The organism is Roseomonas genomospecies 6, from assembly GCF_008365375.1.
Taxonomy (GTDB): domain Bacteria; phylum Pseudomonadota; class Alphaproteobacteria; order Azospirillales; family Azospirillaceae; genus Azospirillum.
Genome location: NZ_QOKW01000032.1, coordinates 1 through 26,071, shown reverse-complemented (window position 1 = coordinate 26,071; position 26,071 = coordinate 1). Strand labels below are relative to the sequence as shown.

Annotated in this window: 14 protein-coding genes; 13 read left to right on the top strand and 1 reads right to left on the bottom strand. The window is 70.4% G+C overall.

Going from position 1 to position 26,071, the window contains the following annotated elements; all coding sequences use genetic code 11:
* Positions 1–138 precede the first annotated feature (138 nt).
* The 11 genes from DS843_RS26540 to DS843_RS26490 all read left to right on the top strand — a co-directional run bounded on the left by DS843_RS26540 (position 139) and on the right by DS843_RS26490 (position 20,579).
* Positions 139–2,388 carry an ATP-binding protein gene (locus DS843_RS26540; protein ID WP_149471835.1) on the top strand — a complete coding sequence of 750 codons (2,250 nt, stop codon included), beginning with the start codon at positions 139–141 and terminating at the stop codon, positions 2,386–2,388.
* 9 nt (positions 2,389–2,397) lie between these two features.
* A complete protein-coding gene (locus DS843_RS26535; RefSeq protein WP_149471834.1) occupies positions 2,398–2,880 on the top strand; it encodes a response regulator in 483 nt (160 codons plus the stop codon).
* 15 nt (positions 2,881–2,895) lie between these two features.
* The gene (locus DS843_RS26530; RefSeq protein ID WP_167525479.1) at positions 2,896–5,778 is read left to right on the top strand and encodes a PAS domain S-box protein; all 2,883 of its coding nucleotides are present in this window, start codon (positions 2,896–2,898) and stop codon (positions 5,776–5,778) included.
* 68 nt (positions 5,779–5,846) lie between these two features.
* Positions 5,847–8,375, top strand: a complete 2,529-nt coding sequence (ptsP, locus tag DS843_RS26525) for a phosphoenolpyruvate--protein phosphotransferase (protein WP_149471832.1) — start codon at positions 5,847–5,849, stop codon at positions 8,373–8,375.
* Between the two features lie 22 nt (positions 8,376–8,397).
* Entirely contained in the window at positions 8,398–9,369 is a 972-nt protein-coding gene (gene pfkB / locus DS843_RS26520) for a 1-phosphofructokinase (RefSeq protein ID WP_149471831.1), read from the top strand.
* 27 nt (positions 9,370–9,396) lie between these two features.
* Positions 9,397–11,247 (top strand): PTS fructose-like transporter subunit IIB, encoded by a 1,851-nt coding sequence (locus tag DS843_RS26515; protein ID WP_149471830.1) that lies wholly within the window; start codon positions 9,397–9,399, stop codon positions 11,245–11,247.
* 176 nt (positions 11,248–11,423) lie between these two features.
* Positions 11,424–13,757, top strand: a complete 2,334-nt coding sequence (locus DS843_RS26510) for an ATP-binding protein (RefSeq protein WP_286192340.1) — start codon at positions 11,424–11,426, stop codon at positions 13,755–13,757.
* A complete protein-coding gene (locus DS843_RS26505) occupies positions 13,754–15,394 on the top strand; it encodes an ABC transporter substrate-binding protein (RefSeq protein WP_149471829.1) in 1,641 nt (546 codons plus the stop codon). The genes DS843_RS26510 and DS843_RS26505 overlap by 4 nt, the downstream gene beginning before the upstream one ends.
* 264 nt (positions 15,395–15,658) lie before the next feature.
* Entirely contained in the window at positions 15,659–16,801 is a 1,143-nt protein-coding gene (locus tag DS843_RS26500; protein WP_149471828.1) for an efflux RND transporter periplasmic adaptor subunit, read from the top strand.
* Between the two features lie 6 nt (positions 16,802–16,807).
* Positions 16,808–19,951 (top strand): efflux RND transporter permease subunit, encoded by a 3,144-nt coding sequence (locus tag DS843_RS26495; RefSeq protein WP_149471827.1) that lies wholly within the window; start codon positions 16,808–16,810, stop codon positions 19,949–19,951.
* A 73-nt stretch (positions 19,952–20,024) separates the two neighbouring features.
* Positions 20,025–20,579 (top strand): hemerythrin domain-containing protein, encoded by a 555-nt coding sequence (locus DS843_RS26490; protein WP_286192339.1) that lies wholly within the window; start codon positions 20,025–20,027, stop codon positions 20,577–20,579.
* Between the two features lie 62 nt (positions 20,580–20,641).
* Here the strand turns inward: DS843_RS26490 and DS843_RS26485 are convergent, their stop codons facing one another.
* Positions 20,642–24,958 carry a response regulator gene (locus DS843_RS26485; protein ID WP_286192338.1) on the bottom strand — a complete coding sequence of 1,439 codons (4,317 nt, stop codon included), beginning with the start codon at positions 24,956–24,958 and terminating at the stop codon, positions 20,642–20,644.
* A 353-nt stretch (positions 24,959–25,311) separates the two neighbouring features.
* On the opposite strand from DS843_RS26485, the gene DS843_RS26480 reads away from it, so the two are divergent.
* Positions 25,312–25,572, top strand: coding sequence for a hypothetical protein (locus DS843_RS26480; RefSeq protein WP_149471825.1), 261 nt, complete (start codon positions 25,312–25,314; stop codon positions 25,570–25,572).
* A 120-nt stretch (positions 25,573–25,692) separates the two neighbouring features.
* A partial coding sequence (locus DS843_RS26475) for a CoA transferase (RefSeq protein ID WP_208852330.1) occupies positions 25,693–26,071 on the top strand: 379 nt, incomplete at its 3' end.

The window sequence follows — 26,071 nt, the reverse complement described above, 5'->3', positions numbered from 1 at the left end:
CAAACTGCTGCGCGCCACGTCAGGCATTGGGGCCTGTCTGAATTCATTGAATGAACGGCGCGCCGACCATGACATCAAGGAGCGGCCTATTGGATTGTCTTTTCCGCGGATGCAAGCGTCATCCTGAGGACCGGCGTCATGACCGCCGTTGATTTGGATCTCGATGCTTGCAGCCGGGAACCGATCCATGTTCCGGGCAGCATTCAGCCTCACGGTGTGCTGCTGGCTTTCTCCGGCGGTGGCCCCAACCCCGTTCTGACCCAGGCCAGCGCCAACGCCGCCCCGGCGCTTTGCCTGCCGCCGGATCGCGCGCTGGGGCAGCCGTTGGACCGGGCGCTGCACCCGCACATCGCCGATCCGGTCCGCTCCTTCCTCGCCTCCGGTCCGGTGCCGTCCCGTCCGGTGCCGGTGGCTATAGCCGATCTGCCCGATGCGGGCCTTCATCAGCTTCTCGCCCACGCCGTTCACGATACGGTAATCCTGGAGCTGGAGCGGCTGGACGGGATCGAGGCCAACCTCCTCGACCATGTCTACCCCCGCATGCGCGAGGCGCTGGAACGGCTGGACGCGCTGAACACGCCGGAGGATCTCCTGACCTGCGCCGCGCACGAGGTGCGGGCCCTGACCGGCTTCGACCGCGTGCTGATCTACCGCTTCGACGCCGACTGGCACGGCACGGTGGTGGCGGAGGACGGGAACGGGCGGCTGCCCTCCTATCTGGACCTGCGCTTTCCGGCATCCGACATCCCCGCCCAGGCGCGGGAGCTGTACCGGCTGAACCGCCAGCGCTTGATCCCCGACGCCGGCTACGCCCCGGTGCCTCTGGTCTCCGCCGGGACGGAGCCGCTGGACCTCAGCTTCTCCGTGCTGCGCAGCGTGTCGCCGGTCCATGTCCAGTACATGCGGAACATGGAGACCGCCTCCTCCATGTCCGTGTCGATCCTGCTGCACGGGTCGCTCTGGGGGCTGGTGTCCTGCCATCACGGCGAGCCGAGGACGGTGTCCTACGCCGTGAGGTCGGCCTGCGACCTCATCGCCCAGATCCTGTCGGTGCGCATCGCCGCCGTGGAGGACCGGCGCGACGCGGAGCACCGCATCGCCCTGCAGACCATCCAGGCGCGGCTGCTGGCCGCCATGGCCCAGGCCGATCCTTTCATTGCCGGCCTGACCGAGCATCCCGACGACCTGCTGCGCTTCGCCGGGGCAACCGGGGCCGCCGTCGTGTTCGAGCGGCACTGCACACTCCTCGGCGACACCCCGACGGAGGAGCAGGTGCGGGGCCTCGTGGACTGGCTGTCCGCCCAGGGAGAGCCGGAGCAGTTCGAGACGGACAGCCTGTCCGCACTCTACCCGCCCGCCGCGGACTTCGCAGGGAAGGCGGCGGGCCTGCTGGCCATCGCCGTGTCGAAGCTGCACGCCAGCTACGTCCTGTGGTTCCGGCCCGAGGTGGTGCGCACCGTCCGCTGGGGCGGCGACCCGCGCAAGCCGCTGGACCGCGACGGGCAGCGCCTGCACCCCCGCGCCTCCTTCGAGACCTGGAAGGAGACGGTGCGCCACCGTGCGCTGCCCTGGAGCGCGGCGGAGCGCGACACCGCCGCCGCGCTGCGCCACGCCGTCATCGGCATCGTGCTGCGCAAGGCGGAGGAGCTGGCCGCCCTGTCGCGGGAACTGGCGCGCTCCAACAAGGAGCTGGAGTCCTTCTCCTACTCCGTCTCCCACGACCTGCGGGCTCCCTTCCGCCACATCGTCGGTTACGCCGAACTGTTGCAGGAGCTGGAGGCGGACCAGTTGAGCGCCACCGGAAAGCGCTATCTGGGCGTCATCGTGGACGCCGCCAACAGCGCCGGCACGCTGGTGGACAATCTGCTGCATTTCTCCCAGATGGGCCGCAGCGAGCTGACGCCCGTCTCCGTGGACATGAACGTCCTGGTGGCGGAGGTGCGGGAGACGCTGGCGCCCGACACCGCAGGCCGGGCCATCGCATGGGAGATCGCCCCGCTGCCCGCCGTGCGCGGCGATCCCGTGATGATGCGGCTGATTCTGCAAAATCTTTTGTCGAACGCCATCAAATACTCCCGCGGGCGGGAACCGGCGCGCATCGCCGTGGGTTGCCAGGACCGCCCCACCGAAACCCTCTTCTTCGTGAGGGACAACGGGGTCGGTTTCAATCAGGCCTACGAGAAGAAGCTGTTCGGGGTGTTCCAACGGCTGCACCGCAACGAGGAGTTCGAGGGCATCGGCATCGGTCTTGCCAACGTGCGCCGCGCCGTGGACCGCCATGGCGGGCGGACCTGGGCCGAGGGGCGGCTCGACGAAGGGGCCTCCTTCTACTTCACGCTGCCGAAGGCCGGGGTGGCGAAACCCGATCTGCGAGACCTCGATGAGTGATCTGAAGCCATGAATGACCTGAAACCCATCCTGCTGGTCGAGGACAACCCGCGGGACCTGGAGCTGACCCTGGCGGCGCTGGAAAAATGCCAGCTCGCCAACGACGTGATCGTCGCCCGCGACGGGGAGGAGGCGCTGCGGATGCTGACCCGCCGCGACCCGGAAACCGGAAAGCCGACGCAGCTTCCCGCCGTCGTCCTGCTCGACCTCAAGCTGCCGAAGATCGACGGGCTGGAGGTGCTGGACCGGGTGAAGAGCGATCCGGAAACCCGGCACGTCCCCATCGTGATGCTCACCGCGTCGCGCGAGGAAAGCGACCTCGTGCGCAGCTACAAGCTGGGGGTGAACGCCTTCGTGGTGAAGCCGGTGGATTTCAAGGCCTTCTTCGAGGCGATCCGCGACCTGGGCGCCTTCTGGGCGATCCTGAACGAGCCCCCGGTCGGCTGCACGCGCCGCCCGGCCGGAACCCCGCCCGCGGGGAAAGGCGCCTGAGGAATGCCCGCCGGAATGCCTTCTGCCGTTACCATCCTGCATCTGGAAGACAGCACGCTCGACAGTGAGCTGGCCTGCGTGCGCCTGCGGAAGGCGGGCATTCCCTGCGAGGTGACCCGCGTGGACACCCGCAAGGATTTCGAAGCGGCATTGGATGCGCAACGCTTCGACCTGATCCTGGCCGATTTCTCCCTGCCCGATTTCGACGGGCTGACGGCGCTGGAGATCGCCAAGGCCCGCGTTCCGGAAACCCCCTTCCTGTTCCTGTCCGGGCGAATGGGGGAGGAGACGGCGGTGACGGCGCTGAAGCTGGGCGCGCGCGACTATGTGCTGAAGCAGCGGCTGGCCCACCTGCCCGCCGCGGTGGAGCGGGCGATCTCCGAGGCGCGCACCCTGGCCGAGCGGCGGCAGGCCGAGGAGAATCTGCGCCGCCTGCGGCAGGCCATCGACGACGTCCGCGACTACGCCATCGTCACGCTCGACCCGGAAGGGCGGATCACCTCCTGGAACGAGGGCAGCCGCCGCCTCTTCGGATACGCGGAGGATGAGGCGCTGGGCCGTCCGCTGTCCCTGCTCTTCGCGCCGGAGGAACGCGGCGCGGAGGATGTCCGGTCCCTGCTGGCCGGGGTGGCGGCAAGGGAGCGCTGCGAGGTCGAATGGACCCACGCGGCGCGGGACGGGCGGCGGTTCTTCGGCTCCACCGTCCTGACCGCGGCGCGCGACGGCACCGGCACGCCGACCGCCTATTCGGTGGTGGTGCGCGACATCACCGACCGCCGCGCCGCGGAAATCGCCCTGCGCGACAGCGAGGCCAAGTTCCGCGCCATCGCGGAAAGCATGCCCCAGCTCGTCTGGTCCGCCCCGCCGGACGGTGCCCCCGACTACTACAACCTGCATTGGTACGCCTACACCGGCACCCGGCCGGAGACGATGACCGGAACCGCCTGGCTGGAGGTGGTCCACCCCGACGACCAGCCGCGGACCAGCGCCCTGTGGACCGGGGCGGTTGTCTCGGGCAGGGACTACGAGGTGGAATACCGGCTGCGCGGCGCCGACGGGCGGTTCCGCTGGTTCCTGGGGCGCGCGGTGCCTCTGCGCGACGGCGAGGGTCGGATCACCCGCTGGTTCGGCACCTGCACCGACATCGACGACGCCGTGAAGGCGCGCGCCGCCCTGGCCGACGCCCGCGAGGATCTGGAACGGCAGGTGGCGGAGCGCACCGCCGAACTGGTGGCCGCCAACCGCCGCCTGCTGGCCGAAGTGGCGGAGCGGCAGCGCGCGCAGGCCGACCTCGGGGCGCTCTACGCCAAGACGCCGGTTCCGCTGCATTCCCTGGACGCCGAAGGCCGGCTGATGAGCGTCAGCGACCGCTGGCTGGAGTTCATGGGCTATGAGGGGCGGGGGCAGGTGCTCGGCCGCCACATCACGGAGTTCATGCCGCCGGACATCGCGCGGGAGCATCGGGAGAATCTCTGGCCGGAATTGTTGCGCAACGGCGCGTTCCAGGACATGCCCTACCGGTTCGTCAAGCGGTCGGGCGAGGTGGCCGACGTGTTGGTCTCCGCCCGGATCGAGCGGGACGGGCTGGGGAATTTCCTGCGCACCATGGCCGCCGTGGTCGACGTGTCCGCCCGCCTGCGCGCCGAAGCCGAGCGGGAGCGGGCCGAGGAAGCCCTGCGCCATTCCCAGAAGATGGACGCGCTGGGCCAGCTCACCGGCGGCATCGCCCATGACTTCAACAACCTGCTGACCGCGATCACCGGCAATCTGGAGCTGCTGCTGTCGCGGCTGGACACGGCGGAGCGGGCCGACCTGCGCGACTACGCCACCCACGCCAAGGTCGGGGCGACCCGCGCCGCCGGGCTGACGCAGCGCCTCCTCGCCTTCGCCCGCCGGCAGCCGCTGCGCCCCGACGCGACGGAGCCGGGCGCGCTGGTGCAGGGGATGGAGGATCTGCTGCGCCGCACGGTGGGCGAGCAGGTGTCCATCGCGGCCGACTGCCCGCCGGACGTCTGGCCGGCCTGGTGCGATTCCAACCAGTTGGAGATCGCCCTTCTGAACCTCGCGGTGAACGCCCGCGACGCCATGCCGGACGGCGGGCGCATCACCATCACCGCCGCCAACGCCCATCTGACGGAGGCTGACGTGGCCGGCGACGTCTCCGGCGCGGCGGCCGGCGATTACGTGGTCCTGACCGTCGCCGACACCGGAATGGGCATGCCCCCTGACGTCATCAAGCGCGCCTTCGATCCCTTCTTCACCACCAAGCCGATCGGGCAGGGGACCGGGCTGGGGCTGTCGCAGGTCTATGGCTTCGTCAGCCAGTCGCACGGGCTGGTGCGGATCGAAAGCGAGGCCGGGCGGGGCACCGCCGTTCGCCTCTACCTGCCGCGCTGCGCCGGAGAGGAGGGCGCCGGCCTGCCGCCGGGAGCCGCCGAGGCGCCCGCGCGCGGCGGGGGGGCGGACGACGGAGCGGCGGACGACACCGCCGGAACCGTTCTGCTCGTTGAGGACGAGGCGCTGGTCCGCATGGTCGCGGTGCAGGCGCTGGAGGACGCCGGCCTCGACGTGGTGGAGGCGTCGGACGGGACGGAGGCGCTGGAACTGCTGGACGGCGGCCTGCGCGCCGATCTGGTGGTCACCGACGTCGGGCTTCCCGGCATGAACGGGCGGCAACTGGCCGAGGCGGTTCACGAGCGGCGGCCCGAACTGGGCGTGCTGTTCATGACCGGCTACGCCTACGACGCCACGCTCGGCACCGGCATCCTGGAGCCGGGCTGCGAGGTGCTCCAGAAGCCCTTCGAGACGACGGCGCTGGTCGCCCGCGTCACCGGGATGCTGGCCCACTCCCGCGGCGCCGCCGTCCGCGACTCCATGCCGGAACGCCACTGCGACTGAAGCGTTGACTCTCCGGCAGAGGTGGGTCCGGCCCCGCGCACGGGCTCCGCGAGGGGGGAGGACGGGCCATGCTTCAGGTCTCCGAATCGCAGGTGCGCCTTGGGCTCTCGGCGCCAAACAAGACGGAGGCCATCCGCCTCGCCGGGCGGGCGATGGTGGACAGCGGCCTGATCGACCCCGGCTACATCGACAGCATGCTGGGCCGCGAGGCGGTGTCCGGCACCTATCTGGGCAGCGGCATCGCCATTCCCCACGGGCTTCCCGAAGCGCGCGATCTGGTGCGCCGGACCGGCGTGGTGGTCGTCCAGTTCCCCCAGGGCGTGGATTGGGGCGGCGGGGAACCGGCGCGGCTGGTCGTCGGCATCGCCGCCAAGTCGGACGAGCACATCGCCGTCCTGCAACGGCTGACCGGCGTGCTGGGCGACCCCGCGGAGGCCGAACGGCTGGGCACCACCCGCGACCCCCGCGCCGTGATGGCTGTTTTGAACGGGGACGGGCTGAACGGCGAGGCGCCCGCCGCATCCGCTCCCGACTCCGCCGCCGCACCCATCGACGGGGATTCCGTTTCGGTCACCGCCCCGTCGCCCCATGGGCTGCACGCCCGCCCGGCGACGGCGCTGGTCGAGGTCGCCAAGCGCTTCCGCGCGGAGATCGCCGTGCGGCATGGCGGCGCGACCGCCAACGCGAAGAGCCTCGTTTCCCTGCTGCGGCTCGGCGCGTCGGGTGGCCAGCCGCTGACCGTCACCGCCTTGGGCGAGGACGCGGCGGCGGCGCTCCAGGCCATCCGCGCCGCCTTCGAAGCGGGGCTGGACGAGCCTGTCCCCACAGCGGCTCCTCCGGCTGAGGAATCGGCACCGGCGCGGGCCGTGCCGGCGGACCTCGACTATGACGGGCGGGTGATCGCCGGAATCTCCGCCTCGCCCGGCGTCTCCACCGGCCCCGTCTGGAAATTCCAGCGGGAGGAGTTGACGGTCACCGAGACCGCACCCGATCCGCAGGCCCAACACCGCCGGCTGGATCAGGCGCTCGCCGCCGCCGCCGCCGACCTGCGCAACCTGCACGAGGAGTTCTGGAAGAAGGCCGGCGCCGCAAAGGCCGCCATCTTCAAGGCCCATCAGGAGCTTCTCGACGACCCCGAGATGGTCGGGGAGGCTCACGCCCTGATCGACCGGGGCAAGAGCGCCGGCTGGGCGTGGCGCGCGGTCTACGAGGAGCGCGCGGCGACCCTGGCGCAGCTCGCCGATCCGCTGCTGGCCGGGCGCGCCGCCGACCTCGGCGACGTGGGGCGCCGCGTGCTGCGCCTTTTGGCCGCCGTGACGGAACGGACCGCCCCCTTGCCGGATCATCCCGTCATCCTGCTGGCCGAGGATCTGGAACCCTCCGACACGGCGAAGCTGGACCCGGCGAAGGTGCTGGGGCTGTGCACGGCGGGGGGCGGCGCCACCTCCCACACCGCGATCATCGCGCGCTCGCTTGACATCCCCGCGGTGGTTGCCGCCGGGCCGTCCGTTCTGGACCTGGAGAACGGGCGCGCCGCCATCCTCGACGGCGACGGCGGCGTCCTGGTGGCCGACCCCAGCGAGCGCGACCGCGACCGCGCCGCCGAGGCCCGGATCAAGGTGGGCGAGCGGCGGGAGGCCGAGCGGCTCGACCGCTACAAGCCGGCCATCACCACGGACGGCCGGCGCGTGGAGGTCGCCGCCAACATCTCCGACCCGGCGGAGGCCATGCAGGCCGTCGACGCAGGCGGGGAGGGCGTCGGGCTGATGCGGACGGAGTTCCTGTTCCTTCAGCGCGACCTGCCCCCGGACGAGGAGGAGCAGTTCGACGCCTACCGGACCATGGTGCGGGCGATGAACGGGCTGCCGATCATCCTGCGCACGCTGGACATCGGCGGCGACAAGAACGTCCCCTATCTGCGCATGCCGGCGGAGGGCAACCCCTTCCTGGGCGTGCGCGGCATCCGCCTGTGCTTCGAGCGGGAGGACCTGTTCCGCACCCAGCTCCGCGCCATGCTGCGCGCTTCCGTGGAGGGGCCGGTGCGCATCATGTACCCGATGATCGCCACGCCTGCGGAACTGGAGCGCGCCAAGGCCATCACCGAGGCGGTGCGGCGGGAACTCGACGTGCCGCCGGTCGAGCTGGGCATCATGATCGAGGTGCCGTCCGCCGTGATGATGGCCGACCGGCTGGCGCGGGAGGTGTCCTTCTTCTCCATCGGCACCAACGACCTGACGCAGTATGTTCTGGCGATGGACCGGTTGCACCCGGTGCTGGCCCCGCAGGCGGACGGTCTGCATCCCGCCGTTCTGCGCATGGTGGAGCGCACGGTGGACGCCGCCCGCCGCGCCGGAATCTGGGTCGGCGCCTGCGGCGGCGTGGCGGGCGACCCGGCGGGCGCGGTCCTGCTGTCCGGGCTGGGCGTGGCGGAGCTGAGCGTGGCGATCCCCGCGGTCGCCTCCGTCAAGGCGCGGCTGCGCACCATCGCCATGGCCGACGCCGAACGCACCGCCCGCGAGGCGCTGGACTGCGCCGACGCGGCGGCGGTGCGGGCGCTGGTCCGCCAACGCTTCGCGGACGCCGGAGGCGTGTCATGAATCCCTACGCCGGAGGCGTGTCATGAACCCCGTGGACGGCAAACGCTCCGGCGTCGTCACCGTGACGCTGAACGCCGCCATCGACCAGACGCTCGACGTGCCGGGCTTCCAGGCCGGGGCGGTCAACCGCGCGGTGGCCGAGACGCGGACCGCCGGGGGCAAGGGCATCAACGTCGCCGCCTTCCTGTCAGGCGGAGCCTTGCCCGTCACCGCCACCGGCTTCCTGGGCGAGGAGAACGCCGCCGTCTTCGACGCGCTGTTCCGCCGCCGGGGCATCCGCGACCGCTTCCTGCGCCTTCCGGGCCGCAGCCGGGTGAACATCAAGCTGGTGGACCGCGAGGGCCGCTCCGTCACCGACATCAACCTGCCCGGCCTGCATGTTCCGGCGGAAAGCTGGCGTGGGCTGCTGACCGTGGTGGACGATCTCGCGACCACCGACCGGAGCTTCGTCCTGGCCGGCAGCGTCCCGGCGGGGGTGCCAGACACCGCCTATGCGGAGATGGTCGCCCGGTTGCGCGCCCGTGGGGCCTTCGTCGCGGTGGACGCCAGCGGCCCGCCGCTGCGCCACGCCGTGGCCGCCCGCCCCGACATGGTGAAGCCCAACGCGGCGGAGCTGGCCGAGCTTCTGGGTCGCCCCCTGACCGGGCGGGCGGAGGTGGTGCGGGCCGCGAGCGACCTGTCGGAATCGGGCATCGCGCTGGTCGTCGTGTCGCTTGGGGCCGAGGGCGCCGTCTTCGTGGAGGGGGGCCGCGCCCTGCTGGCCGTTCCGCCGTCCGTGGAGGTCGCCAGCACGGTCGGTGCCGGGGACGCCATGGTCGCCGGAGTCGTATCCGCCCGGCTGGAGGGGGCCGGACTGGAGGGCTGCGCGCGGCGCGGCACCGCCTTCGCCGCCGGAACGCTGTCCCGCCTCGGCCCCGAACTGCCGCCGCCGGAGCGGCTCGCGGAACTGATGCGGGCCGTTCAGATAGAAGACGTGCGGGTGGAGGAACTGTAAGGCTTTTCAGCGCCGGAGGGGATCGACATGGCAAAGCTCGTGGCTGTGACCGCCTGCCCGACGGGGATCGCCCACACCGTCATGGCGGCGGAGGCGCTGCGCCGCACCGCCGCGCTGATGGGGCACGACATCGCGGTGGAAACCCAGGGGTCCAACGGCGTGCAGACTCCGCTGTCCGCCGCCGACGTCGCGGGCGCCGACGCGGTGATCCTGGCGGCGGACATCGCCGTGGACGATTCGCGATTCACCGGCAAGCCGGTCCTGCACACCTCGACCGCCGCGGCCATCCGCGACACCAAATCGGTGATCGGCAACGCCCTGGCCCATGCACCGGGCGCTCAAGCTGGAACCGCCGCTCCGGAGCCGGCTCCGAAACCTGCGCCGAAGCCCGCCCCCGCGGCGGTGCGCAGCCCCGGCCTTCTGGTCGCCATAACCGCCTGCCCGACCGGCATCGCCCACACCTTCATGGCGGCGGAGGCGCTGAAGCAGGCCGCCCAGGCCAAGGGCTACCGGATCAAGGTCGAAACCCAGGGCTCCGTCGGCGCGAAGAACGCCCTGACGGAGGAGGAGATCGCGGAGGCCGAGGCCGTCATCATCGGCGCCGACACCCACGTCGCCACCGACCGCTTCGCCGGCAAGCGCCTGCTGAAGACCTCCGTGGGGGAGGCGCTGAAGCAGCCCGCCCGCGTGATCGACGAGGCGCTCGCCCTGCCGGCCCCCGCCGCAACGGGAGGCGCCGCCTCTCCCCCCTACGCCGGGGAGGTGTCGGGCGCCAAGGCGCGGCAGAAGGAGGCGCAGTCCGGTCCCTACAAGCATCTGCTGACCGGCGTGTCCTTCATGCTGCCCTTCGTGGTGGCCGGCGGCCTCATCATCGCCCTGTCCTTCGTCTTCGGCATCGAAGCGTTCAAGGAGCCGGGCACCCTGCCGGCGGCCCTGATGCAGATCGGCGGGGAGGCGGCCTTCGGGCTGATGGTGCCGGTGCTGGCGGGCTACATCGCCTATTCCATCGCCGACCGGCCCGGGCTGGCCCCCGGATTCATCGGCGGGATGCTGGCCGCGAAGATCGGGGCGGGCTTTCTTGGCGGCATCGTGGCGGGCTTCCTGGCCGGCTACATCGCCCGCTGGCTGCGCGACACCATCCGGCTGCCGCAGAACCTGGAAGGGTTGAAGCCGGTGCTCATCATCCCGCTTCTGGGCACGCTGGCGGTGGGGCTGCTGATGGTCTACGTCATCGGCACGCCGGTGGCGGCGATCATGAACGGGCTGACGGCCTTTCTCCAGGGCATGACCGGGGCCAACGCGGTGGCGCTGGGCGCGCTTCTGGGCGCCATGATGGCGCTGGACATGGGCGGACCGGTCAACAAGGCGGCCTACACCTTCGCGGTCGGGCTTCTGGCCTCCAACACCTACACGCCGATGGCGGCGGTGATGGCGGCGGGCATGACGCCGCCGCTCGGGCTGGCGCTCGCCACCATGATCGTCCCCAACCGCTTCACCCTGCAGGAGCGGGAAGCGGGCAAGGCCGCGGGCGTGCTCGGCCTCGCCTTCATCACGGAGGGGGCGATCCCCTTCGCGGCCAAGGACCCGCTGCGCGTCATTCCCGCGGCCATGGCCGGATCGGCGGTGGCCGGCGCCCTGTCCATGTGGTTCGGCTGCGGCCTGCGGGCGCCGCACGGCGGCGTCTTCGTCCTGGCGATTCCCAACGCGGTGACCCCGCTCGTCCCCTACATCCTGGCCATCCTGGCCGGGACCATCGTCACGACGCTGGCCCTGATGGTCCTGAAGCGCCGGGTGGAGGCGGACCCCGCGGCCGCACCCACCCTGAACACGGCGGCCCCCACCCCGACCGGCCCGGCCCCCAGCGGGGCGGGCCGGTGACGACGGGAGATCGGGGCCGCGCAACGCAACCCCCGATGGCTGCAATTTCTTCGAATTAGTTCGAATTTTCGCCAAAATGTAAAGAACTCGGCAACGCCTGAGTGCTATCGCTAGCTTTGCGGTGTTCCGCCGCCGGCCTTCCATGGTCCGGGCGGAACGGCAGCCGGCGGAGCGTGATGAGGATCTCGTATCGCATAGCGACGGTGGGAGGAATCCCGGTGGGCATCGCGGCGTTGATCGCGGTGTTCGCCTGGATTCTGCTGGAGCACGCCGGACGCTCGCGCGAGGCCGCGGTGCTGGCCGGCACCGTCTACCGCGAGATGATCGCCGCCACCGCCGCCCGCAACGACTTCATCCAATCCGCCCCCCAGGGCCGCCTTCCCCACGAGATCACGTTCCGCCGCGCCACGCACGGTGCGCGGGCGGCGCTGGAGGCGTTGGGCGGGTTGGCGGAGGCCGGCGCCCAGGCCGAGGCGGTGGAGACCGCCCGCCGCGCGTCGGACCGCCACGCCGCCCGGCAGGAGGAGCTGGTGGACGCCACGGCCTTCAGCGACGCCCGCGCCCGCGGCATGGCCGAGCAGGAGGCCCGGCTGCTCGCCCTGACCGAACAGGCGCGCAAGAGGCAGCACGCCGCCAAAGTGGCGCTCGTCGCGTCCCTGGCCGAGGCCGACCGGCGGCTGCGCGCCAGCCGCGCCGTGGTCGACGGCCTGCACGAATTGCGGGAGGCGATGCTCCACGCCCGGCTGGCGGCGCGGGACGAGGCCGCCGCCGGTCCGCGGGACCCGTCGCGGCCCGGCGCCTTGCCCGTTCTGCTCGACCGGGTGGAGCGTGTCGCCGGGACGCTCGGCGCCTCGCTCGCCCAGGCGAGCGGTGTGGAGGGGAACGGCGGCGCGCTCGCCGCCGGCGACGTCTACGGGGCGGCCCTGGAGGAGCTGAGGCGGTTGCAGGCCGAGCGGCTGGACCGGCAAACCCTTCCCGATCTGGCGCCGCGCTACGGCGCGCTCGCCGAACGGGTGCTGAAGGTCGCCGCCACCGGCTACAACGCCGTCCAGGCGGAGGTGGCGGAGCTTCTGCGCTACACCGTGTCGGCCCACGCCATCGAGCAGGAGACCCAGAACGTCGTCGTGACCGCCCTCACGCTCAGCGGCCGCACATTGTCCGCGCTCAACCAGCGCGACACCCGCGGCCTGCGCGCCGTCGCCGCCGACAGCGGGCTTCTGCGCGATCGGGTGGCCGGGCTGCCCATCTCACCGCTGATCCAGGACGAGATGCTGGCCGCCATCGGCGCCTGGCGCGACGGGCTGGAGCGCGCCACCGACGGGCTGGCCCGGCAGAACGGCGCCATCGCCGCCATGGACATGGACGCCGCCGCGGTGATGGACACCGCCCGCCGGCTGAACGACCTGTTCCAGGAGAGCGCGGTGCGCAGCGCCGACCTGCTGCGCACAACCCTGGTCATCGGGGCGACCTTCGGCCTGCTGTTCGCCGCCGGGGCGGCGCTTCTGGTGGCGCGCGGCATCACCCGGCCCCTGCGCCGGCTCCAGGACGCGACGCGGCGGCTGGCGCACGACCCGCGGGACGGGCGGGTGACCGACCTGGAGCGGCGGGACGAGCTGGGCGACATGGCCCGGGCCGTCCATCACTTCGCCGCCGAGATCAACCGGCGCGAGGACGAACTGCGCCGCGCCAAGGAGCAGGCCGACGCCACCCTGGCCGAGCTGCGGCGGACCCAGGCCGATCTGGTGCAGGCGGAGAAGCTGGCCGCGCTGGGGCAGGTGGTGGCCGGCGTGGCGCACGAGATCAACACGCCGCTTGGCATCACGCTCACCACCTCCACCCTGATCCGCGAGAAGGTGCCGAAGATGACGGCCCTTCTGGACGCCGGCCAATTGCGCCGCCGCGAGCTGGAGCGCTTCCTGAACGACATGGGCGACGTGTCGGACCTGCTGGTCAACAACACCGTCCGCGTGGCGGAGCTGGTCCAGCGCTTCAAGGAGCTTGGGGTCGATCCGGCGGGGGAGAAGCGCGGGCGGTTCGACCTCCGCCTCTGCCTGCTTCAGGCCGTGGACGCGCTGGAGCCGTCCTGGGGACCGGCGGGGCACCGGGTGGTGGTGGACTGCCCGCCGGGGCTGGTGGTGGACGGCTATCCGCAGGCCATCGCGCAGATCGTTTCGCATCTGCTGCTGAACGCGATCCATCATGGGCTGACCGATGGACAGGGAGCGGGCGGGCAGGGCGGCACGGTGACGGTCGCGGCCCGCAAAGCCGCGGCGGATGTCGTGGAACTGGCCGTCGCCGACGACGGGGCGGGCATCCCGGCGGCGCTGCGCGCCCGGATCTTCGACCCCTTCTTCACCACGCGCCGCGACCGGGGCCACGCCGGGCTCGGCCTGCACATCGTCTACAACACCGTCAGCCAGCTCGGCGGCTCCATCGCCCTGGAGGGGGAGGGCGGCGCGCGCTTCGTCGTCCGCCTGCCCACCGCCACGCATGAAAAGGACCGCGCATGACACGGCACCCGCGCCCGGCATCCGCTGCCGCCTTCGCCCTGGCCCTTCTCGCGGGGACCGCCGCCGTGCTGTGCAGCAGCAGCGGCGCCCAGGCGGCGACGCAGGCGGCGAAGACCCTGGTCTATTGCTCCGAAGGCAATCCGGACAGCCTGAATCCGCAGATCGCGACGACGACGACCGGCTTCGACGCGGTCCTGCCGATCTACAACACGCTGGTCGAGTTCAAGCGCGGCACGACGGAGATCGTCCCCGGCCTCGCCGAATCCTGGACCGTGTCGGAGGACGGGCTGACCTACCTCTTCACCCTGCGCGAGGGGGTGCGGTTCCACGGCACGGAGCGCTTCACCCCGACCCGGACACTCACCGCCGACGACGTGATCTTCTCCATCGAGCGGCAATGGAAGTCCGATCATCCCTTCCACGCGGTGTCCGGCGGCGATTATCCGCTGTTCACCGACATGGGCATGCCGGCCCTGCTGAAGTCGGTGGAGAAGCTGGACGACCGCACCGTCCGCATCGTCCTGAACCAGCCGGAAGCGCCCTTCCTCGCCAACCTCGCCATGCCCTTCATGGCGATCCTGTCCGCCGAATACGCCGGCACGCTGCTGACGCAGGGTGCGCCGGAGCGCATCGACCTGGAGCCGGTGGGCACCGGTCCCTTCCGGTTCGTGGCCTACCAGCGCGACGTGGCGATCCGTTACCGCGCCTTCGACGGCTATTGGGAGGGGCGGCGGCCCATCGACACTCTGGCCTTCGCCATCACCTTGAACGCCGCGGTGCGCCACAACAAGCTGAGCGCCGGGGAATGCCACGTCATCGCCACCCCCAGCCCGTCCGACCTGCCGAAGATCAAGGCCGATCCGGACCTGCGCCTGTTGCAGCAGGAGGGGCTGAACGTCAGCTATCTGGCCTTCAACACCCGAAAGCCGCCCTTCGACGACGTCCGGGTGCGCCGCGCCTTCCGCATGGCCATCGACAAGAGGACCATCGTGGACGCCGTGTTCCAGGGCGGCGGCCAGCCCGCGGTGAACCCGATCCCGCCGACGCTCTGGTCCTACAACCGCGCGGTCGAGGATATCCCTTACGACCCCGACGCCGCCCGCCGCCTGCTGGCCGAGGCGGGGCAGGGGGAGGAGCTTCGGATCGATCTCTGGTACATGCCGGTGACCCGCCCCTACATGCCCAACGCCCGTCGGGTGGCCGAGATGATGCAGGCCGACCTGGAGAGGATCGGGGTGCGCGCCACCCTGCGGACCGCGGAATGGAAGCAGTACCGTGAGGCGCTGTCCAACGGTGAGCATCAGGCGGGCATCCTGGGCTGGACCGGCGACAACGGCGATCCCGACAACTTCCTCTACGCCCTGCTGAGCTGCAACGCCGCCCGCGACGGCGGGGGCAACATGGCGAAATGGTGTGACGCCGCCTTCGACGAGCGGATCGAGCAGGCCAAGCGCACCAGCGACCGCGCCCGGCGCACCGCGCTCTACCAGGAAGCGCAGGCGATCTTCCGGGAGGAGTCCCCCTGGCTGCCCATCGCCCATTCCGTCGTCTTCACCGCCCTGCGCAAGGAGGTGCAGGGATACGTCATGGACCCCTTCGGCCTGCATGACTTCAAGGACGTGAGCCTTCAGGACTGATACGGTTGGACAATGATCACCTCCATCGTTTTCCAACCGTGAAACCCGGCAGATCAACGCGTTGGCATTGATTGGCATGACCGCCGCGCGGCACCGGAACGAGGGCGGGAACGGCCGCCGCCGGCTCGACATCAGGACCGGACCGATGGTTGCGATGGTGATCGGGTCCGGCCCCGTCCTTCCCCCCTCCGCGCTCCAAAAGGAACGTGCCGAAGATGGCCGCCGCTCTGTTTAGGTGGGCACGGCTGATCGGGAGCCCCCTTGATGCATCGCCCTCGCCGCGGCCTCGCCGCCGTCTGTCTCCTTGCCTTTTTTCTTCCGGGCGGGGCCTTGGCCCAGCAGCCTGCCGGCGCGCCGCCTCCCTCGGTCACGACGGAGGTGGTGCGCGAGCGGGAGGTCACCCCGATCAGCGAGTTCATCGGCCGCGTCCAGGCGATCCAGGATTTCGAAGCCCGCGCGCGCGTGGAAGGCTTCATCGAACAGGTCGCCTTCCAGGAAGGGCAGAACGTCACCAAGGACACCCTGCTCTACGTCATCGAGCAGGCGCCCTACCAAGCCACCGTCGACAGCGCCAAGGCCGACCTCTCCCGCGCCCAGGCGACGCTGCGCGAGGCCCAGCGCGCCCTGCAGCGCGCCCAGGAACTGCGGACCCGCGGCAACATCTCCCAGGCCGACCTCGATCAGGCCCAGGCGGCGCAGGAGACGGCGGAGGCCGACATCATGCAGACGCAGGCCAAACTGCGGCAGGCGGAGCTGAATCTCGGCTACACGCGCATCGCCTCGCCCATCGACGGGCGCATCGGCGCCACCGCGATGACCGCGGGCGACCTCGTCGGCCCGTCCAGCGGTCCGCTCGCCACCGTCGTGCAGCTCGATCCCATTCGGGTGGTCTTCTCGGTCAGCGACCGCGACCTCCTGGAGGTCCGGCGCGCCGCACCCGACCTCGCCGCCGCCGAGGCGGTGGACCGCTTCGTGCCAGCCCTGCGGCTGGCCGACGGCTCCGAGTACGAGCAGAAGGGCAAGGTGTCCTTCGCGAGCAACCGGATCGACCCGCAGACCGGAACCATCCCGGTCTACGCCGACTTCGCGAACCCCAAGGCGTTCCTGCTTCCCGGCCAGTATGTGACCGTCCTGATCCGTCCGACGCGGACCGAACGGCAGCCGGTGGTCCCCGTCTCCGCCATCCAGCAGGACCAGCAGGGCAGCTACGTCCTGGTGCTCGACCAGCAGAACCGGGCGCAGCGCCGCCCGATCGAGCCCGGACCGCAGCTCGATCAGGTGATCGCCGTCCCCAACGGGGTGCGGGCGGGGGAGACGATCATCGTCGGCGGTGTGCAGAAGGTCCGCCCCGGCATGACCGTGCAACCGGAACCGGCGTCCCCGACCGCCGAACAGCCGAGGGGATGAGCACCCATGTTCTCCGGCCTGTTCATCCGGCGCCCGAACCTCGCCATCGTCATGGCCCTGGTGGTGACCATCGCGGGGGCACTGGCGATCCTGGCCATTCCCGTGGCGCAGTTCCCGCCGATCACGCCGCCATCGGTGCAGGTCTCCGCCACCTATCCCGGCGCCAACGCCCAGGTCGTCGCCGACAGCGTCGCCGCCCCGATCGAGGCGCAGGTGAACGGCGTCGAGGGCATGCTCTACATGTCCTCCACCAGCACCGACACCGGCGCCTACACGCTGTCGGTCACCTTCGCGCAGGGCACCGACGCGGATTTGGCCCAGATCAACGTGCAGAACCGCCTGTCGCTCGCCACGCCGACCCTGCCGACGGAGGTGTCGCGCCAGGGCGTCACGGTGCGCAAGCAGTCGTCCAACATGCTGATGGCCGTCAACGTCTTCTCGCCCGGCGGCCAGTTCGACCCGATCTTCATCTCCAACTACGCCAGCATCAATCTGCGCGACGCCATCGCGCGGGTGCCCGGGGTCGGCGACGCCCAGGTGATGGGCGCGCTGACCTATGCCATGCGCGTCTGGATGGACCCGAACCGCATGGCGGCGCTGGGCATCACCGCGGCGGATGTGGTCGCGGCGATCCAGAACCAGAATCTCCAGGCCTCGGCGGGGCAGATCGGCGCGCCGCCGGTTCCCGATGGCCAGCAGCAGCAACTGACCATCCTCGCCCGCGGACGGCTGGACGATCCCAAGCAGTTCGCCGGCATCATCGTGCGCACCAACCCGAACGGCGGCGTCGTGCGGCTGGGCGACATCGGGCGGGTGGAGCTGGGGGCGCAGAGCTACAGCTCCAGCGCCAAGCTGGACGGCGATCCGGCGGCGACGCTGGTCGTCTACCAGTCGCCGGACGCCAACGCGCTGGACGTCGCCAAGGCGGTGCGGGCCGAGCTGGAGCGGCTATCCGGCCGCTTTCCGGAGGGGATGGACTACGCCGTCGTGTTCGACACCACCAGCTTCGTCAGCGCGACGATCGAGGAGATCGTGCTGACGCTGGGAATCACCTTCCTGCTGGTGGTGGTGGTCATCTACCTCTTCCTCCAGGATTGGCGGGCGACGCTGATCCCCACGCTGGCGATTCCGGTGTCGATCATCGGGGTCTTCGCCGTGCTGCTGGTGCTGGGCTACAGCGCCAACACCATCACGCTGTTCGCGCTGGTGCTGGCGATCGGGCTCGTCGTGGACGACGCCATCGTGGTGGTCGAGAATGTGCGCCGCGTGATGGAGGAGCATCCCGACCAGCCCGCCCCCTCCGCCAGCCGCATCGCCATGGAGCAGGTGACCGGCGCCATCGTCGCCTCCACCCTGGTGCTGGCCGCGGTGTTCGTGCCGGTGGCCTTCCTGCCCGGCATCACGGGGGAGCTGTACCGGCAGTTCGCCGTGACCATCACCGCCTCCTTCCTGATTTCGGGCTTCGTCTCGCTGACGCTGACACCGGCCCTGTGCGGCCTGCTGCTGCACCCGCCGGGCCGGCCCTGGCGCCCGCTGGCCGCCTTCAACCGCGGGCTGGACCGGGTGCGCGACCGCTACGGCGATCTCGTCGGCTGGCTGTCGCGCAAGCTGGTGGTGGGCATCGCCGTCTTCGCCCTTCTGGCCGGCGGGGCCTTCGCGCTGCTGAGCAACCTTCCCACCGCCTTCCTGCCGTCGGAGGACCAGGGATACTTCTTCGTCAATGTGCAATTGCCGAGCGCCGCGTCGCTCAGCCGGACGGAGGCGGTGATGGAGAACCTCTCCGGGCGGCTGCGCGCGACGCCGGGGGTCGCCCATGTGATCTCCATCGCCGGCTACAGCATCCTCAGCGGGGCGGCGTCCAACGTCGGGCTTCAGATCGCCGTTCTGAAGCCCTGGAAGGAGCGGGGGGAGGACGAGACGGTGGACGCGCTCCTGGGTAGGTTGAGACCCCATCTGGCGGCGGTGCCGCAGGCGACCATCGCCGCCTTCAACCCGCCCTCCATCCCCGGCCTCGGCAGCACCGGCGGCTTCCAGTTGCAGGTGCAGGCGCTGGGCGGGCAATCGCCCCAGCAACTGGGCGCGGTGCTGCGCGGCCTGCTGGTCGCCGCCAACCAGGACGCGCGGCTGTCGGCGGTCTTCAGCACCTTCAGCCCCGACGTGCCGCATCTCTTCGTGGACCTCGACCGCACCAAGGCGGCGCTGCTGGGCGTCTCGCCGGGCGACGTCTTCACCACGCTGCAATCCCATCTCGGGTCCCGCTACGTCAACGATTTCAACCTCTACGGCCGGGTCTTCCAGGTCCAGGTGCAGGATGCCGCGGAATACCGGGACGAGGTGGCGGCGATCGACCAGCTCTATGTGCGGAGTTCGTCCGGGGACATGGTGCCGCTGCGCAGCATCGTGAGCGTCCGGACGACGCTCTCCCCCGACAGCATCGTCCGCTACAACCAGTTCCTCTCCGCCTCCGTCAACGGGAACGCGGCCCCCGGCGGCAGTTCGGGGCAGGCGCTGAGGGCGATGCAGGAGGTCGCGGACCGCACCTTGCCCACGGGCTTTGCCACGGAATGGACCGGCCTGTCCTATCAGGAAAGCCGCATCGGCAACCAGACCATCGTCATCTTCGGGCTGGCGGTGATGTTCGGCTATCTGTTCCTGGTGGCGCAGTACGAGAATTGGCTGATCCCGCTGGCCGTGCTGCTGTCCGTCGCCATCGCCGTGCTGGGGGCGGGCATCGGCCTGAGCGTCGCCGGGATCGCCAACGACGTCTACGCCCAGATCGGGCTCGTCCTGCTGGTCGGCCTCGCCGCCAAGAACGCCATCCTGATCGTCGAGTTCGCGCGGGAGCAGCGCGACGCCGGCCACCCCATCGTCGAATCCGCGGTGATGGGCGCCCGCCAGCGCTTCCGCGCCGTGCTGATGACGGCCCTGGCCTTCATCCTGGGGGCGGTCCCGCTGCTGGTCGCCACCGGCGCCGGGGCGGCGAGCCGGCGGTCCATCGGCACGACGGTCTTCAGCGGCATGACCGCGGCGACGCTGGTCGGCATCATCTTCGTGCCGGTGCTGTTCGTCGCCTTCCAGCGGTTGACCGAACGCCTCGTGAAGCGCCGCCACCCGACGGACGTGCCTGCGAAGACATCTCCGGCGGAATGACCCGGTCCCGCCCCTGTTGGACGTCGGACACACAACGGACCCGGGAGGCACGGACATCATGACCAGGAGAGGAATGGACCTTTGGTCCACAAATGGCCTGATCGCCTTCGCCAGCGGCGCGGCCGTGGCGATCCTCGCCAGCCGCCTGCTGCCGCCGGTGGTCGCCCAGGCCGCCGGGACGACGATGGCGCGCGACCCGTTCGGCGCGCTGATCGACGATCACCGCCACATCCTGGCGCTGTTGAACGAGATGGAGCGGACCCGCCCGGACGCCGCCTTCCGCCGGACGCAACTGCTGCTCCGCCTGAAGCGCCGTCTCGCCGCGCACGCCATGGCCGAGGAGGACGTCGTCTATCCCCTGCTGCACGATCATGCGCACGAGGAGGAGGACACCCGGCGCCTCTACGGCGAGCACGCCGACATGAAAATGCACCTGTTCGCCCTCGAACAGATGCCGAAGGATCATCCCGACTGGTCCGGGCGCGTCACCGAACTGAGGCGGCTGATCGCGGACCATGTCCGCCAGGAGGAGGAGGTCGATTTTCCGAAATTGCGCGACACGCTGGACCCCCGCGCGACGAAGCGGTTGTCCGGCCATGTGCAGCGTGAGAAAGCGTTGTTGCTGTAAGGGCACAGCGTCGCGCCTTTTCCGCCGGCAGCCTTCCGAATGCGCCGTTCCGGCGGGCCCGGTCAGCCGTCGCCGGACGCGGCCTGCGGAGCATGCGCCACCGCCACGCGCAAGGCCTCGGCCAGCGCCGCGGCGTCGTAGGGCTTCGGAAGGTGGACGCCGCCGTCGGGGGCGCGGTCGGCACCCGACGCGTACACGACGGGCAGCGCCGGGTCGCGTCGGCGCAACGCGGCGGCCAGCCCGTCTCCCGAAAGACCCGGCAGGGTGAGGTCCGTCAGCAGGACATCGACGGCTTGCCCTTCCTCGATCGACAGGGCCTCTTCGGCGGTGCCGGCCTCGATCACCGAATGCCCGAGGCTGGTCAGCATCTCCACCGTGACGAGGCGGATCAGCGCGTCGTCCTCGACCAGAAGCACGCGCAAGCCCCGGTCGCCGCCCATGCGCACCGCCCCGGGGTTGCCCGGCGGGAGCGGCGCGGCCTCCTTGCCGCGGGACTTCTGCCGCTGGTTGCGCAGGACGTGCCTGATCTTGCCGGCCAGAGCCTCGCGGGTGTAGGGCTTGCTCAGCAACTCGACACCCAGGTCGAGCCGCCCACCATGCACGATGGCGTTCTCCGTGTAGCCCGAGGTGAACAGCACCGCGATTCCCGGCAGCCGTTCCTGCGCCCGGCGCGCCAGTTCGGGGCTGCGGAGCGGTCCCGGCATGACGACGTCCGTGAACAGCAGATCGATCGGCACGCCGCTCTCGACGATGGCCAGCGCGCTTTGCGCGTCCCGCGCCTTGAGCACGCGATAGCCGAGATCGCACAGCATCTCGACCACGGTCGCGCGGACGTCCTCGTCGTCCTCCACCACCAGCACGGTTTCCGATCCGCCCGCCGCCGGCCCGTTCTCGACCACCGTCACCACGTCCTCCGCCTGATGGGCGCGCGGCAGGTAGATGCGGACCGTCGTGCCCTGGCCGGGCTCGCTGTAGATATTGATGTGCCCGCCCGACTGCTTGACGAAGCCGTAGACCATGCTGAGGCCGAGCCCGGTGCCCTGGCCTTCCGGCTTGGTCGTGAAGAACGGCTCGAAGACGTGGTCCAGCACGTCCGGCGGGATGCCGCAGCCGGTGTCCGTCACCGCCAGCATGACGTATTGGCCGGGCGCCACCTCGGCGTGACGGGCGGCATAGGGGTCGTCCAGAAAGGCGTTGCCGGCCTCGATGGTCAGCCGGCCATGGCCGCTCATGGCGTCGCGGGCGTTGATCGCCAGATTGAGAAGCGCGTTCTCGACCTGCCCATCATCGGCGAAGGTGTTCCACAGCCCGCCCGCGATCATGGTTTCGATCTCGACGCCCTCGCCCAGAACCCGGCGCAGCATCTCGTCGAGGCCGCGGACGAGCCTTCCGAGATTGACCACGCGGGGCGCCAGAGGCTGGCGGCGCCCGAAGGCGAGGAGCTGGGCGACCAGCTTCGAGCCGCGGCTGACGCCGCTCAGCGCGTTCTGCAACCGCTGCTCCGCGCGGGCATTCCCCGCGACGTCCCTGGTCAGGAGCTGGAGGTTGCCGGAAATCACCTGAAGGAGATTGTTGAAGTCGTGCGCCACCCCGCCGGTCAGCTTGCCGACCGCGTCCATCTTCTGAGCCTGCCGGAGTTGCGCCTCCACATGCTCCCGCTCGGCGATCGCCGATGCGATGCGCTGCTCCAGCAGGTCGTTGAGGTGCCTCTGGGCGTCCTCCACCTCCTTGCGTTCGGTGATGTCGATCACCGATCCGATGTAGCCGAGGAACGCGCCATCCTGGCCGAAGCGCGGCGCTGCGGCGTCGATCGCCCAGCGGTAGACCCCGTCGGCCCGGCGCAGCCGGTATTCCAGCCGGAACGCCTCCTGCCGGGCGTTGGCGGCCAGGAAGACCTCCGCGGCGGCCTGCCGGTCGTCCGGATGAGTGGCGTCCAGCCAGCCGAAGCCCAGCCCCGTCTCGGGAGTCTGGCCGGTGAATTCGTACCAGGAGCGGTTGAGATAGGTGCAGGAGGCATCCAACTCGGTGACCCAGACCATGACCGGCGCGTGGTCGGCGAGATTCCGGAATCGCGCCTCGCTCTCGCGCAGCGCGGTGGTCACCTGCCGGCGAAGCCGAACCATGGCCAGGGCGGCGTCGACGCGGGCGGTCAGCTCGCGCGCCGAGAAGGGCTTGACCAGATAATCGTCGGCGCCGGCCGTGAGGCCCTCGACGCTCGCCTCCTCGCCCGCGCGTGCCGACAGCAGGATCACCGGCAGATCCTGCAATCCGGCGCCCTCCCGGATTGCGCGCAGCAGTCCGTAGCCGTCGAGCCGGGGCATCATGATGTCCGTCAGCACCAGATCGGGCCGGCGCGCTCGGATCGCCTCCAGGGCGGCCAGTCCATCGGGCACCGCCTCGACCGTGTAGCGGCCCTCCAGCAGGCGGCCCACATAGTCGCGCATGTCGGCGTTGTCGTCGGCCAGCAGGATGCGCGAACGCTCGCCCGTTTCAGACGCCGCCGCCATCTCAGCGGTGTCGCCGAACGCGGCGGGCACGTCCGGCTTCGCGGCGTGCGTGGCCGCGGGAAGCCAGCGCAGGGCCTCCTCGACATAGCTGTGGGCGCGCATGGCGGTCGAGGCGCCGGTCGGCTCGGCCAGGACGTGATCCGGCGGCAGATGCGCGGTGCCGGACGGAATGGTGATGGAGAAGGCCGAACCGCGTCCTTCCTCGCTCTCCACCCGGATCGTGCCGCCATGCAGCTTGACGAGTTCGTGGACCAGTGCCAGCCCGATGCCGGTGCCCTCGTGGCTGCGGCCCTTCGCGCCCTCGACCCGGTGGAAACGCTCGAACAGGCGCGGCAGTTCGGACGTCAGGATGCCCGTGCCGGTGTCGCGCACCGTGAGTTCGGCGCCCTCGCCGGCCAGCCTCAGCGTGACGGCGATCCCGCCATGGAAGGTGAATTTGAAGGCGTTGGACAGCAGGTTGAGGACGATCGTCTCCCACATGTTGCGGTCGACGTGGAACGGGCCGGGCAGCGGCGGGCAATCGACGGCGAGGCCGAGTCCGGCCTTCTCGCAGGCGGAGCGGAATCCGCTCGCAAGTTCCACGGTGAAGGCGGCCAGATCGGTCGGCTCAAAGCGCGCCTGGGTGCGTCCGGCCTCGATGCGCGAGAAGTCCAAAAGCGCGTTGACGAGCTTCAACAGCCGCTGGCCGTTGCGATGGACCATCGCCAGATCCTCGCGATGATCCGGCATCCGCTCCGGCTCGGCCCGCAGCACCTCTTCGAGCGGCCCCAGCATGAGGGTCAGCGGCGTGCGGAACTCGTGGCTGATGTTCGAGAAGAACACCGTCTTGGCACGGTCGATCTCGGCCAGCATCTCGGCGCGCCGACGTTCGGCCTCGTAGGTCTGGACGTTGGTGATGGCCGCGGCGATCTGCCCCGCCACCAGACCGAGAAACCGCCGGTAACCGTCGTCGAGCAGGCGGAACGGGTTCAGGCCGACGACCAGGATGCCGGCCCGCCCCGTCTCGCCGCTCGCCGGGATCGGCAGCACCGCGGCCTGGGACGGGGACCGGCGCCAGACGCCGGGCGGAAGCTCCGCCCCGAACCTCGTTTCCAGCCCGGCGACCGGTTCCAGCTCATCGGGCGCACCGATGAAGGGCCAGACCGACGAGCCGTCCAGCGCCAGCGCTTCGGGGGCCGCCGGGTGGCCGCGCTTGATTCCGCAGGCCCCGGCGAGGGACGCGCTCGCGCCGTCGGGGTCGGCCACGTAGATCAGGGCGAAGGGCAGGTCGCGCGGGTTGGCCGCGAGCGCCCGGGCGCTCCGCTCGCACACCTCCTGAACGGTGCGGGCCTCCGCCGTGCCGGCGGCCAGATCGCGCAGCAGCGCGAGCTGGCGTTCGCCGATGATCCGCTGCGTGTCGTCGGTGTTGGCGCAGATGATGCCGCCGGGGCTGCCGTCGTCGTCGGGAACCGGGCTGTAGGAGAAGGTGTAGTAGGTTTCCTCGGGATAGCCATTGCGCTCCATCACGAGGAGCTGTCCCTCGACATAGGTCCCTTCGTCGCCCGACATGGCGGTGGACAGCATCGGACCGATGTCGTCCCAGATTTCCCGCCACACGACCGAGGCCGGACGTCCGAGCGCCCAGGGATGCTTGCCGCCGATGATCGACTTGTAGGCATCGTTGTAAAGATAGACCAGTTCCTTGCCCCAGCCGATCCAGATCGGCTGACGCGAGGTCAGCATGATCCGCACGGCGGTCTTCAGGCTGCGCGGCCAATCCTCGGGAGCGCCGAGCGTCGTCGATTCCCAATCATGGGCGCGCATATGCGCGCCCATCTCGCCTCCGCTGGCGAGGAAGTCGGGAGCGGCGGAGACGTCGGTTTGGTCGGACATGCGTGGAGGTTCCGTCCTTCCTGTGCTTATGATCTGTTCATAACAGGAGCGTGGCCGTCGGCGCAGGCGACAATTTTCAAAAACGTCCTCCTGTTGCCGGAAGCCATAGGCCCGCATGCCCAATCGGCTGAAACGCAGGATGACCCCGCCCGGCTTGCTCCGCCGATGTGCGGAGGGCAGGGTAGGGGACGTGCCGGTCTGCCTCCCCATGGATTTTTTCCGGATCGTAATTCCCCTTGACCTCAAGTTAGCTTGAGGTTTTACGCTGCCCAAAGTGGATCTGGGATACCAGAGGCGATCGGGGGCACGAGCCGCGGAGGGCGGCGGCCCCGAATGCACCAAGGGAGGCGCGCGTGATCTCACCGACGTCCGTCAATTGGACCATGCTCAACACGTTGCGGGCCATGCCGGGACCCGAAGCCATGACTCCTCCGGTCTCGCTGCTCGCCATCACGAAGGCCGCAAGCCTGAAGCCGGTCGTCGTCAGGCCGGTGCTGTGCGAATTGATCCGGCAGGGCTTCGTCCGGGAATACGCGACCCACTGCGGCAAGCACTATGCGCGGACGACGAAAGGCAATCAGCGCATTCTGGAAATAAAGGGCTGGCTTCGGTAGCCGTCCCGCAGCCTGCGGGAAAGAACCACCGGCATCGTCTGCTCCCGTCCTTTCCAAGACGGACGGTTCGATAACGCCGCGGCGGCTCGGCCCGCCTGCGGCCCAGCGGGGAGGGATTGCATGGCAAAGGCTCTTGAAGGTGTGCGGGTTCTGGACTTCACCCATGTCCAGTCGGGTCCGACCTGCACCCAGCTTCTGGCGTGGTTCGGCGCCGACGTGATCAAGGTCGAGCGTCCGGGCGAGGGCGACATCACGCGCGGCCAGCTCCGCGACGTGCCCGACGCCGACAGCCTCTACTTCACCATGCTGAACCACAACAAGCGGTCCATCACGCTGGACACCAAGAACCCGGACGGCAAGCGCGTCCTGGAAGATCTGGTGCGCATCTGCGACGTGATGGTCGAGAACTTCGCCCCCGGCGTGCTCGACCGCATGGGCCTGACCTGGGAGCGCATCCAGGAGCTGAACCCCCGCATCATCGTCGCCTCGGTCAAGGGCT